The organism is Acinetobacter sp. YH12151 (assembly GCF_013418355.1).
Taxonomy (GTDB): Bacteria; Pseudomonadota; Gammaproteobacteria; order Pseudomonadales; family Moraxellaceae; genus Acinetobacter; species Acinetobacter pseudolwoffii.
On the sequence record NZ_VPCG01000001.1, the window covers coordinates 122,344 to 135,117 of the forward strand.

The 12,774-nt window shown below is 45.0% G+C and carries 12 protein-coding genes and 1 pseudogene; 2 read left to right on the plus strand and 11 right to left on the minus strand.

What is annotated here, in order from left to right:
• Positions 1-92: 92 nt before the first annotated feature.
• Both FTU82_RS00580 and FTU82_RS00585 read left to right on the plus strand, forming a co-directional pair.
• The gene (locus FTU82_RS00580; RefSeq protein ID WP_180000883.1) at positions 93-809 is read left to right on the plus strand and encodes a D-Ala-D-Ala carboxypeptidase family metallohydrolase; all 717 of its coding nucleotides are present in this window, start codon (positions 93-95) and stop codon (positions 807-809) included.
• A 133-nt stretch (positions 810-942) separates the two neighbouring features.
• Positions 943-1,608: an O-methyltransferase gene (locus FTU82_RS00585; RefSeq protein WP_005096677.1), complete on the plus strand. Its 666-nt coding sequence runs from the start codon at positions 943-945 to the stop codon at positions 1,606-1,608.
• Positions 1,609-1,778: 170 nt separating this feature from the next.
• On the opposite strand, the gene FTU82_RS00590 is transcribed toward FTU82_RS00585, so the two are convergent.
• From FTU82_RS00590 to FTU82_RS00640, 11 genes and pseudogenes are all read right to left on the minus strand, one after another.
• On the minus strand, positions 1,779-2,621 hold the full coding sequence (locus FTU82_RS00590; protein ID WP_180039822.1) for a universal stress protein: 843 nt from the start codon (positions 2,619-2,621) through the stop codon (positions 1,779-1,781).
• Positions 2,622-3,031: 410 nt separating this feature from the next.
• Positions 3,032-3,649, minus strand: a complete 618-nt coding sequence (locus tag FTU82_RS00595) for an acyltransferase (protein ID WP_180100892.1) — start codon at positions 3,647-3,649, stop codon at positions 3,032-3,034.
• The gene (locus FTU82_RS00600; RefSeq protein ID WP_005171279.1) at positions 3,642-4,241 is read right to left on the minus strand and encodes a YigZ family protein; all 600 of its coding nucleotides are present in this window, start codon (positions 4,239-4,241) and stop codon (positions 3,642-3,644) included. The genes FTU82_RS00595 and FTU82_RS00600 overlap by 8 nt, the downstream gene beginning before the upstream one ends.
• Positions 4,242-4,359: 118 nt before the next feature.
• Positions 4,360-5,547 carry an HlyD family efflux transporter periplasmic adaptor subunit gene (locus FTU82_RS00605; RefSeq protein WP_005096673.1) on the minus strand — a complete coding sequence of 396 codons (1,188 nt, stop codon included), beginning with the start codon at positions 5,545-5,547 and terminating at the stop codon, positions 4,360-4,362.
• On the minus strand, positions 5,544-7,682 hold the full coding sequence (locus tag FTU82_RS00610) for a type I secretion system permease/ATPase (RefSeq protein ID WP_180100893.1): 2,139 nt from the start codon (positions 7,680-7,682) through the stop codon (positions 5,544-5,546). The genes FTU82_RS00605 and FTU82_RS00610 overlap by 4 nt, the downstream gene beginning before the upstream one ends.
• Positions 7,679-8,919, minus strand: a pseudogene (locus FTU82_RS00615) (TolC family protein). Before FTU82_RS00615 ends, FTU82_RS00610 begins: the two are co-directional and overlap by 4 nt.
• Before the next feature lie 208 nt (positions 8,920-9,127).
• A complete protein-coding gene (gene lptB / locus FTU82_RS00620) occupies positions 9,128-9,871 on the minus strand; it encodes an LPS export ABC transporter ATP-binding protein (RefSeq protein WP_005096670.1) in 744 nt (247 codons plus the stop codon).
• Positions 9,871-10,437 carry a lipopolysaccharide transport periplasmic protein LptA gene (gene lptA, locus FTU82_RS00625; RefSeq protein ID WP_005171293.1) on the minus strand — a complete coding sequence of 189 codons (567 nt, stop codon included), beginning with the start codon at positions 10,435-10,437 and terminating at the stop codon, positions 9,871-9,873. Before lptA ends, lptB begins: the two co-directional genes overlap by 1 nt.
• Complete coding sequence (gene lptC / locus FTU82_RS00630) at positions 10,421-10,969, minus strand: LPS export ABC transporter periplasmic protein LptC (RefSeq protein ID WP_180100894.1); 549 nt, start codon at positions 10,967-10,969, stop codon at positions 10,421-10,423. The genes lptA and lptC overlap by 17 nt, the downstream gene beginning before the upstream one ends.
• 33 nt (positions 10,970-11,002) lie before the next feature.
• Positions 11,003-11,542, minus strand: a complete 540-nt coding sequence (locus FTU82_RS00635) for an HAD family hydrolase (RefSeq protein WP_005096667.1) — start codon at positions 11,540-11,542, stop codon at positions 11,003-11,005.
• 3 nt (positions 11,543-11,545) lie between these two features.
• Positions 11,546-12,538: a KpsF/GutQ family sugar-phosphate isomerase gene (locus FTU82_RS00640; RefSeq protein ID WP_074382880.1), complete on the minus strand. Its 993-nt coding sequence runs from the start codon at positions 12,536-12,538 to the stop codon at positions 11,546-11,548.
• Between the last annotated feature and the right edge of the window lie 236 nt (positions 12,539-12,774).

Genomic DNA, 12,774 nt, shown 5'->3' on the forward strand with positions numbered 1-12,774 from the left:
ACTCAATCCACACATTTTATTGCAATATTCTCCAAATTTCTCCGTATATTTAGTCTAAAATGGCGCTATTTATAAATATCTGATTTCTATAAATGAAGAATTTTGCAAAGGGATTATTGAGTCTGTGTGTAATCCCTCTCGTTTTTGTGGGTTGTACCACGACCACAAAACCACCGGGACAGACCGTGCCCGATGGAAAGCGGATTTATATTCCCCAAGAACGTGTTCAATACGACCGCAAAGTCCAACCCAAAAATGTACCTTATCTGTATACCCACTGGGTCTCTGCGCTGGATAATTTATCACGTGTACGTGAGTACGAAGTGTTTCTGGAACGCAATGGCGTAGGTAATATTATTCCCAGTTTTGAATTAATGCGCACCGCGCGGGACTGGGCCAAATGTGGTCGTTCACAGTACATGATTCCAAGCCGTGAATTATGGGCCAATCAGGTTCCAACCTTGCGTGTATTTAAATATTTAGTAGCCGCCAATGTCCTGACTGATTTTGAAGTCACTTCCGTCTATCGTGACCTGCCTTTAAACCAGTGTGCCGGTGGCGCCAATTCTTCACGCCATCTGTATAATTCTGCCATCGATTTTCGTATTGGCCCAGAATATCCACAAGCGCAAGACTATAGTTATATTGAAAATACCAAGTTCAAACTGTGCCAGTTCTGGGCGCAACATGGTCAAAGTCTGAATATGGGACTCGGCATGTATGCTTCTGGTCAGATCCACATCGATACCCAAGGTTACCGTACCTGGGGGCCAAGTCTGGGGCGAAATTCTTCAATGTGTAATTACTAAGTCATGACAACGGCTATACAAAGTTCATTTAGGACTTTATGTAGCCTAAAAAAACAGCAGCTATAGCACAATAAATTGCGCTATGCCGCGAAAAGTTTAAAATGCACCCATCGCAATTGATGGTGCTAAAACTATGCAACACATGTGGACAGACATTGACAACTACATTGAGTCACATTTAATTCCTGAAGATCCCATCCTGAACCAGACGCTGGAAAATACTGCTGCGCACGGTCTGCCAGACCATCTGGCTGTAGCAGCAAATCAAGGCATGTTGTTGCAGATGCTGATCCAGATGAATCAATGTAAACGTGTACTGGAACTCGGAACATTTGCCGCATACAGCACCATGTGGTTGGCACGTGCTTTGCCCGATGATGGCTATATCCTCACAATTGAAGGACGTGATACCCACGCGGCAATGGGTCAGGAAAATATTGACCGTGCCCAGCTCAAGCAAACTGTTGAACTGAAATGTGGTCGTGCAGCAGATGTACTCAAAGCTCTACCCGCAGAGACCGAGGCTTTTGATTTTATCTTCATTGATGCAGACAAACAGAGTTATCCGGAATATCTGGAACTCAGTTTAAATCTGTCGCATTCAGGTACACTTATTTTTCTGGACAATGTAATCCGTGCAGGCGAGATTATCAATCCGGACAATCACAAGCCAAGTATTGAAGGCATCCGTGCCATGTTTAAAGCGCTGCAAAATCATCCACGTATCTTGTCTTGTACCGCTTTACAGACTGTAGGCAGTAAAGGACATGATGGTTTTGCACTTGCGATTGTCAAATAAAATCAGAAGAACAAAAATTACCCAGCGCCATATTTATTATATATAACATTAACTTAAAAACATTAACCACAGAGTTATCCACAATATATGAGGATAACTCTGATCATTTTTAAATCAAGCTGTAACAATTTACGTTTAAATTTTAATTTTGTTTGCTTTTTAGGCAATCCTCACTTTGCGACCAGTAAAGGCACCTTGGAATTACGGAAAATTGTGGTGGCAATACTACCGAGGAAAAACTGATGGATTTTGCTGTGACTAAATGCGCCCAGAACAATCAGTTGAATACCCATCTCCTGTTGATAGGTCAAAATATTCTCGGCGACATCGCCATAGCGATATTGCGGCACTACATCTAGACCCGCTTGAGTCAGATATTGCAGCGGCTCAGTTAAAATTTCGGCATGATCGCCAATATATAACAGGTGACATTGTAATAAACGCAGCAGATCACTTTCCGCAATCCGTCTCATCATTTTGATACAGGTCGGAGAATATTCATAGGCAAAAATAAATCGTGTTGGCGGTTTAAACTGCTCCCCAACGGTCATCACGGTACAATTGGCGCCACGAATAAAGTTTTCGACATTGGTGCCGATCGGTTTGTTTTTTTCCGCTGAGCGTTCACCGAGCAATCCGATGACGGCGATATCATCAGGCTGCAGAATCTGGAAACTTTGCTCCAGAAAATCGCCCTTTTCCTGAATATGTGTGGTGTGAAGACCATGTTCTGCCAGAATCCGCTCGGAAATGTGTTGCAGCAGGTTATTGCTATAATCCAGTGCGATTTCACTTTGTTTTTGTTCAAGCTCGGCCAGTTCTTTCAGTAACATGGCATTACTTTCAAAGCCAATCACCCCACTGATTTCCCCCAGATGATAACTGGCTGGGTAATAATCCAGAACCTGTAACAAGACCAGTTCACGTCCAGTCTGTTTGGCAATCCATGCAGCCGCGTCTGCCAGCGCGTTTATACATGGTGATGAGTCGATGCAGGCGATGACACGTTTCATGTTTAGCCTCTCTAGTTATGATAAAAATTTCTTAGTTATTTTTAACTTAGCATAAGCATTCAAAAATGTGCAGCGAAATCTGTAAGGCTTGACTTGAAATATGTTAACTTTTATATGATTGACCGATAATTAGAAGAATAATTCAGCCATTAGGCCAAACACTTAAATTCAGATCATTAAAATGCGTTTAAAATCATTTTCTAATTTATACCAGCGAAATTCCCTCTTGCTGTTAGGAAGTCAGCAATACTGTTGCATAAGGAAGAGGTCTTTATAAAATCCGCTCATGCCCTTGCGAAGCACTGCTTCTCATCCGAAAGGAAGAAAGGGCTTTTAATATCTCGTGGATTTAAATATCAATAGAACCATCATTTTTTGATTGATGAAAGAGATCTACTGAGTGTAAAGCTTTATTTGCGGTATAGAATAAAGCTTGCAGGATTCCCAGCAACGATAGCCCGTGCTTCGACATCTTTGGTGACCATACTGTCCATTCCGACAATGGCCTGATCTGCGATTTTAACGCCATCTTTAATACCGACATGTGCGCCGAGCCAGACATCCCGGCCAATTTCGATGCCTTGTGAGCGTACCGCTTGCTGATAAATTGGCTGTTCTAGCTGCATACCGTGATCAAATGCATACAGATGACAATACGCTGCGATACGCACCTGATCATGCAGTTTAATCCCCAGCCGGCCACCATCCAGAATACAGTGATGATTGATCGCCACTTCATTGCCAATGTCCAGTGGGCCATGCAGGGTGCAATCTGCGGCGATAAAGGTATTATCGCCAATGACGATCTTGCGTCCCGGTTCCGCAAAAATATGTGCCAGTGGTGAAATAAAACAGTTTTCACCAATCTCGACGGTTTCCATTTCCATCAGATAAGCCTGATATTCTTTTTGCCAAGCTTCTGCCCAGCCACGGTTTTTCGGCTTTAAGGACCAGTATAGCCAAGGCATATAGTTCAGGCGATGTTTATGCTGCTCACGATATTTCAGTAATGGATCTGCTTCAGTCATCTGTCGCTTCTTCTATGATTTTGAGCTGTTCACGGCCACGAGTCACATCCTGAATTTTTAAAGCAAAAGCTTCAATCTGATGCTTCTGCAACTGTGCCTGAACCTGAACGCCTTCGGCACTATAGTCTTCCTGATAATCGATTTGCTGCTGATTCAGTTCATACTGAAAAATGGCCCATTCATTAAACTGACAGAAAAATTGCACTTTTTTCTTTTCAATCAGTTCAATTTTGTCTGCCAGCAGCAAGCATTGTCCAGCGCAGCCGCCATAGGCACGAACCAAACCTCCGGTGCCGAGTTTAATCCCGCCATACCAGCGATTGACCAGCACCAGTACATTGCTCAGTTCATTACCTTCAATGGTGGCGAGAATCGGGCGCCCCGCAGTGCCTGAAGGTTCACCATCATCATTAAAGCGCACCTGATGGCCAATTTTCCAGGCCCAGCATTGATGCGTGGTACTTGGATCACGATAAACGTCCAGAAAATCTTTGACCTGCTGTTCATTTTCTACAGGGGTCGCAAATGCCTGAAATCGGCTTTTTTTGATGTCTTCCTCAAAACTGACCAGGCTGGCAAGCGTATATGGCATAACTTCAGGCTTTAAAATCGAACCCTGGCAGTATACCTGCTTTACTTCAACAAATAAAAAGCCTCTCCATGGAGAGGCCCGATTTGACTCGATTGTTTGACTCAATGGCCTGAAAAGATTAGCGTTCCCGCAAGGCTTCTTTGGCCTTGTTGAATGGCTTGATCAGATAATCCATGACAGTTTTTGAACCGGTGCGAATGTCTACCGTGGCCACCATACCTGGGGTGATATTAAACTCCTGACCCGCATTATTATTCAGTTTGTCACTCTCCGTGCGAATATAGACCCGGTAATAGAACTGATCCTGCTTGACTTCATCACGGATGGTGTCTGGTGAAATCATCGCAACTTTACCATTCAACCCACCATAGATTGAATAATCATATGCTGTAATTTTAACCAGTGCCTCCTGATCTGGACGAATAAAGGCAATATCACGTGGTGAAATCCGCGCTTCAACCAGTAGTTTTTCGTCGAGTGGCACGATGGTCATCAACTTGCCATTTTGTGGAATCACGCCGCCCAAGGTCATCACATCAATTTCTTTTACGATACCGCGTACCGGTGATTTAAAAATAGTCCGGCTCAAGGTATCTGACTTGCCGCGTACCACCTGCTGCTGAGTTTCCACATCGGTATTGGCTTTGGACAGCTCTTCCCGCGCACTCACATAATATTGATTACGAATATCATTCATTTGATTACGCAGGTCGTTGGCTTCACGTTTTAAGCGCAGCACTTCAACCTCACTGGCTGCCCCTTTAGCCACCAGTGGTGCTGTCATTTCCAGCTCTTGCTGTACCAGTACCAAGGCCTGTTCTAGACCGGCCACGGATTCCTCCAGATTGGCACGACGTGACTGATACAGTGCCGTTTCTTCTTTCACCAGTTTTGGGTATTTCAAGACTTCTTCGGGAAATACCAATGGCGTACCGCTCACTTCCGCGCGTAAGCGAGCTGAGGTCGCACGTGATGAAATCAGTAAGGATTCAGATTCACCGACATTGGATTCAAAACGGGTCGGGTCAAGCTGAGCCAACACTTGGCCGCGCTCTACAATTTCACCTTCTCTAACATTGAGTGTGGTCAAAATACCGCCTTCTAAAGACTGAACCACCTGCTCTTTAGAAGATGGAATCACTTTACCCGTACCGGTAGAGACTTCTTCCAAGCTAAATAACCAGGCCCAGATCAGCAATACCAATAAACCAATGCCGACAATCCAGATAATGACACTCGATTTAGGTAAAGGTGGTTCCTGAAAGCTGACTTTGCTTGAACGTTTTAGTTCTTTGAGTTCACTCATGCACTTGCTCCAATAACCCGCTTATTACCACCCTGTGACTGATTCAGGATCTGATCTCGTGGACCATCCATGACAATTTTTCCATCATTCACCACAATAATACGATCCACCAGCTCCAGTACCGCACGGCGATGCGTCGCAACCACCATGGTACGATGGCTCAAATAACTTTTAAGATGATCAATCAACTGCTTTTCTGACACATCATCAATCGCAGCAGTAGGTTCATCTAGCAGTAGAATTTTCGGTTGACGGATCAATAACCGTGTTAACAACAGCGCCTGACGCTGACCGCCAGAAAAACCAACACCACCTTCCAGAATGATATGATCCAGACCTTCTTTTTTCTCCTGCACAAAAGCGAATGCACCCGTGATTTGCAGCGCTTCCAGAATTTGCTGATCGGTGGCCAAGGGCGCACCCAAGCTGAGATTTTCACGAATCGAACCATAAAATAGCTGCGAATTCTGGTTCAGCAAGCCCATATCACGACGTACATCTGAAGGATCGATCAGGGTCAGGTCAATACCATCCAGCTTGACCTTGCCCTGTAATGGCGTCTGCATCCCGGACAAGAGCTGCAACAAGGTCGATTTACCGGCACCATTACGCCCCAGAATCGCAATTTTTTCACCGGGTTTGATTTCCAGTTTTGGAATCATCAGGCTTGGTTTTGGATCATCTTCGCCGTACTTGAATACCACACCACTGAGTTCATAATGACCATCCAGAGCTGGGCGATGAATCAGATGAGAATAATCCGGCTGATCGACCGATTTTTTCATCAACTCATCCAGACCGGCTTTGGCCACTTTGGCCTGTTGCAGACGACCCAACACGCCAGTAATTTGTGAAATGGGTGCCAGCATTCGTGAAGACAGAATCGAACAGGCCACCAATGCACCTGTGGTCATCTCGCCGTCCATCACCGCAAAAACACCGACCAATACCACAATGGCAAAGGTCAAGCCTTGGATTTTTTGCGTCCAGGCCGTCATCAAACCCACAATCTTACGTTGCTGCATGCTGACATCGGCTGAAACTTCATTCATATGGTTCCACTGATTCTGGAAGCGTGTTTCAGCTCTGAGCAGCTTGATGTCTTCAATCCCTTGCACGGCTTCTACCAGCAAAGCATTGCGGATGGCAGATTCACGCATGCCCAGCTGAGCCAGTTCTGCCAGTTTTTTCTGCGCCAGAATGCCAGGCAGGATCATCAGTGGCACCACCAGCAGCATCACCCAGAACAGGTTGCCGCCAATCACCCAGAAAATCCCTAAGAACAGGAAGAAAAATGGCAGGTCGGCAATCGCAGTCACTGTGGTTGAAGTGACCAGTTCGCGTACCCCTTCCAGTTCCCGAATCTGCGAGATAAAGGTACCAGTCGATTTGGAACGTTCACTATTTTTGATGCGCAAAGAATGGCCAAATACCCGATCCGAAATTTTCAGATCAGCACGTTTACCAATAATGTCTGATAGATAGATTCGGGAGACGCGTAAAACAAACTCGAAAATTGCCGCAATCAGCACACCGCCAGCCAAAACCCATAAGGTAGGAATCGATTGTGATGGAATCACGCGGTCATACACGTTCATCGAGAAAACAATCGTGGCCAGTGCCAGAATATTCGCGATTAAAGAGGCGAACATGACATCGATATAACGTTTCCAGTCATTCAAGACAATTGACCAGAACCAGTTTTTCTCGAACGGCTTGATATATTCATCCACCCGCGCATCCGGCACAGAAGATTCGGGACGCAGAACATACAGATGCTTTACGCCCGTCTCTAACTGTTCAACCGTGAAACTTTGAGACAAGCCTTCATCGCCACTGAGCTGTATACTAACGTTAGCTTGGGTGTCGATGCGTTCAATCACACCCACATCCCCACTCTCAAACTCCACCAGCAAAGGCAAACGCCACGGATTCAGCAAGCTGCTGTCAAATTTATTTTTACGGACATTTAAACCAATCTGCCGGCTGACAATTTTGAGCATCTCGTCGATGTCATGATGCTGGTTCCAGTCCAGTTGCAGACGAATCCGCTCCTCAGAAGGTTCAATCCGGTAATGTCTGGCAATATTCAAAACCGCTTTAAGCCACGGTTGATAATTTATTGTAGTACTCATGGCTGAACTTCAAACCCCTGAATAGAAATACGGTTAAGCGCGTAAATATCCCGTGTACGGCCGGTAACCTGAATGTACTGTACGATCGCCGAATAAATGTCATAGTGCGCCAATTCAATTTCCTGCGCGGCAGTATGAATGGCTTGCTCGGCGTTCAGCAAATCCACTACAGTTCGGGTACCCAATTTATATTGTTCTTGATACAGCTCTTTGGTGCGTACCGTGGTTGCTCGACGTTGGGATAAACTTCCCATTTGTTTTTGTTTATTTTCAATTTGCTCGCGGATCAAGCGCACCTGATCCAGCACATCCAGATAGACCGTATTAACCTGTGCGCGTGCAGCTTCTTCAGCATAGCTTACGGCACGGGTCTGTGAACGTGTTGCACCACCCCGATACAAATTACTGCTCACTTCAGTCATGACTGAATTACAGAAGCCATCATCTTCATTATTATTTGGATTCCGCCCATTCATCGCCCGACTTAGACTGCCTTTGAGACTGATGGTCGGATAAGGAATCCCATTCAACAGTGGATACATCAAATCCTAGCAAGGTACACAAGCGTTGTGGATATTGTCTTAATTGAGTCCGCTGTACAGTCAGATTCGATTGCGCTGCTTCCAGATTGGACTGCGCCTGAATCGGGTCAGCCTGACTGCTGATCCCGGCACGGGCACGTAAATTGGCAATTTCTACAATCCATCCAATACCCTGAATCTGCTGCCAAGCGGGCCTCTTCTACACTGACATTGGTTTTAATTTTGCCAAAGTCATACAGCATCTGGGTGGCATTCAAAGAAACCATTTGTCGTCTACGTTCACCGGAAGTGAGGTCACCCGTTCCGATCCTACCGGATAACTACGGATAATAACCCGATCTCACTATATCAATATTCGCGGCCTGTGCAGACAGGGTAGAAATACTCTGGCTAATTTCAGGACGTCGCTGAACTGCGGTATGGATCGCTTCCACCACATTCATCTTTTGTGGAATAGGAGCCACGATAGGGCCGGTAGCAGACTGTCCCTGTTGTGGCCGGGTAATCTGTGGCAGTTCAGCTACCTGAGAAGTGTCTAATGAGTAGCGACTGAGTGACGTAATATCAACTGAATGCGCTGACCGTGTTGGCTCTGGTGCAATCAGTTTACTTAAACCGTTTTTAATATTTGCAAAATGGTTTTGCGAAGTTTCTGCATGTGCCAAGGAAATAGATAAAGGCAAAAGAAGACTCATGAAGATCCCCCTTTTTTTATCGGTTTTCCCCCTGAACATTTTTTATGTGCTGTACCCTAAATCGCATAATAATTAATGTTTCGTGTTTTAGCCTAACAATATATCAAATCATTGTAAAAGATACTTTTTTAACGTTGATTTGATGAAAAAAAACCCTCATCCGACAATTGGTGCCGTGATGTGGGTATCTTACAGACATAAAAGCTGTTTATACGGTAAAATCATCACCTAAATAAACTTTTCTTACTGTTTCATTGGCCAGAATTTCAGCTGGCGTACCTTCAGCAAGCAATGCCCCCTCACTCACAATATAAGCATGTTCACAAATCGCCAGCGTTTCACGCACATTATGATCGGTAATCAATACCCCAATCCCACGATCTTTCAAAGTGGTGATGATATCTTTAATATCACCAACCGAGATCGGGTCGACACCAGCAAAAGGTTCATCGAGTAACATAAATTTTGGATCTGCCGCCAATGCACGAGCAATCTCGGCACGGCGTCGCTCACCACCGGAAACACTCATTCCTAAAGAATCTTTGATATGAGTGATTTTAAAGTCGGCCAAAAGTTCCGCCAGACGTTGCTGACGCTGAGCCTTGGTCAAATCCTTGCGGGTTTCCAGAATCGCCATAATATTTTGTGAAATTGTCAGCTTGCGGAAAATCGATGCTTCTTGCGGCAAATAGCCAATTCCCTTGCGTGCCCGTTCATGCATGGCCAGATCAGAAAGATCCAGATCATCCAGATAGATTTCACCTTTATCCATACGTACCAGACCGACGACCATATAGAAGCTGGTGGTTTTACCTGCACCATTAGGTCCGAGCAATCCGACAATCTGGCCACTTTCCATACTAAAAGACACATCTTTCACCACCCAGCGCTTATTATAATTTTTCGCCAGATGTTTGATGGTCAAGGTTTGAACTTGCTGCGATTGTTCCATTAATCACGTGCTCCTGGAAAGGATTGTGAAGCTGATGGTGGAATCACAATTTTTACGCGACCTTCAGCTGAACCGGTTTTATTCGGTGTACCAATCGCTTCAACATCACCTTTATTCATACTATATTTTAAAGTCGCACCACGAATACTGGCCCCATCCTGCTGCAATAAGGCATTACCAGACAGGGTAATAATTCCGGTTTCAGCATTGTAGACAATTTTCTGAGCCTGACCTTTGGTCAGACCTTTGGAGGCATCTACTTTTTGCTGGAACTGTGTCGGGCTACCGGTAGCCGTGATCAGGCTAATCTGGCGCTTATTGTTCAGATTGGCCACAATTGAATTGGCTTGTAGCTTCATGGTGCCCTGTTCAATGATGACATTGCCAGAATAGGTCGTCACCCCAGTACGCTCATTAAAAGTCGCGCGATCCGCCAGTAAAGTGATCGGCTGGTTACGGTCAGATGGCAAGGCAAAGGCCGCGATTGAAGCAAGTCCAATCACAGTCGCCAGCGCAGTGCGCTTCAGGAAAGTGTGCATCATTTTGACTTTAGGAATTTGGTTCATACTTTCCTCGAATATTAAAGAATTCGTATTGACCATCATTAAGATTGGCTTTAAGACCCTGGCTGATAAATTCAGCCTGTGGAGACTCCACGATCACCGTTTTATCAGTTTCAATTTCACGTGTTTTCGGAAAAGCGGTCAGTTCTTCAGTACGAAACTGCATTTTCCCATTTTGCATGATTTTGGTGGCAAGCACTTCTTGAGAGAGTACAACTTTTGTATTGTCATCATAGCCATGCGCCATTTTGGCAGAGAAAGTCGCATCGACTTGAGCATTGTCATAGGTCGAAGCTTGCAGATTTTCCAGCTTGGAGGTCTGTTGCTGCAAGTTCTGCTCAAGTCGATCCACTTGGGCGCGAACCGATAACATGCCTGATTCATCTGTCTGGGTTAAGTTAATATCTTGAGCGGAATAGGTCATGCTGCGCGCGGAGTCCGTCTGCAGCTTATTGCCCTTGCCACTGTAATAATAATAACCACCACTTATTGCGGCAATCATCACAGCCGTAATATATAAAACTTTAGTATCCATAAGCGGTGTACTTAATCCAAAAGATATGACTTATTAATAAGGCGCACGAGTATATTTTTCAAGTAACTCTTGGTATACGCCTTTGGACATCAGCAGCATATCGCAGATTTCACGTACTGCACCACGGCCACCCAGCGCCTGAGTCACCAGATCTGCACGGCGACGAACTTCGACATGACCATTCGGTACGGTCACTTTCATGCCAGCAATGGCAAAAGCAGATAAGTCAGGCCAGTCATCGCCCATATATAAGCAATCTTCAGGGTCGATATTGAGCTGTGCACATGCTTCACGTAGTGCTGTGCCTTTATCTTCACGGCCCTGATAGACCAGATCCACACCCAGGTCAGACATCCGTTTTTCGACAATATTACTTTTACGGCCAGTGATAATAATCACCTTGATTCCAGCCTGCTGAACCAGTTTCATACCCAGACCATCGCGGATATCGAATGATTTGATTTCATCACCAGTATTGGTCAGCGTTACAAAGCCGTCACTTAAAATACCATCTACATCAAGCACTAATGCTGCAATATGACGTGCCTGCTCTAATAATACATAAGATGCCATTTATTAATTTACCCCAGCCTGAATCAGGTCATGCATACTAATCACACCAATCACTTTATTGGCCTCATCAACCACTACAAACTGGTTAATTTTACGTTCATTCATACGTTCCAGCGCCACGACTGCACGTGCTTCCTGAGAAATCGTAAGCGGATTCTTGGTCATCACGTCCTGAATTGCCAGATTGACATCAAAACCTTGCTGTTTATCAATTAAACGACGCAAGTCACCATCGGTAAAAATTCCCAGCAAGACATCATTTGCATCTACGACCGTGGTCAATCCCAGACGTTTGTTGGAAATTTCATACAATACTTTGTTCATGGCGGTATCTGGTGAAACTTTAGGTAAATCATCACCCGTACGCATCAGATGTTTTACATGTAATAACAGGCGCTTACCCAAAGCTCCGGCGGGATGCGAGCGGGCGAAATCATCTGAAGTAAAACCACGCGCATCCAGTAACGCCACCGCCAAAGCATCGCCTAAGGCCAAGGTGGCAGTCGTTGATGAGGTGGGTGCCAACCCGAGCGGACAGGCTTCCTGAATATTACCCAGGGTCAAAGCCACATCGGCATTTTGTGGCATTGGGCCACGCTCATCGCCGCTAATGGTAATTAAAGGAATTTCAAGATGTTTGATGAGTGGCATCAGCATCATGATCTCATCACTCTTGCCTGAGTTTGAAATCGCAATCAGCACATCACCCGCGACCAGCATGCCCAAGTCGCCATGACCGGCTTCACCCGGATGCATAAAGAATGAGGGTGTTCCGGTCGAAGCAAAGGTCGCCGCCATTTTACGGCCAATATGACCTGATTTGCCCATTCCGGTAATTACCAGACGGCCAGTACACTGTAGAATAACTTCACAGGCCCGGCTAAAACGGCCATCAATCTGTGTGGCTAAAATCTGTAATGCATTTTCTTCGATGCGCAGTGTTTCAAGTGCGACTTTCTGAAAATCGAGTTGATTCGCTGTTTTTTGTGAATTCAAAGCCTGTTTACCTACGTTAAGGACAGAGAAAAACTCTCATTTGATGGGCACAATTTTCGCAATTTTAGCATAGCTATGCAATTGCAAGCTTTCTAAATGTAGAAGATTCGACAGATTTTTAATATATCTTGATTGTATGTGACTTACGCAGTCTGGTATCTCCATCTCTACATTTACTCCATTTTTGACGCTGTAAAATATGCTTGTTTTTTATTTTCTATCGACACACGCCTACT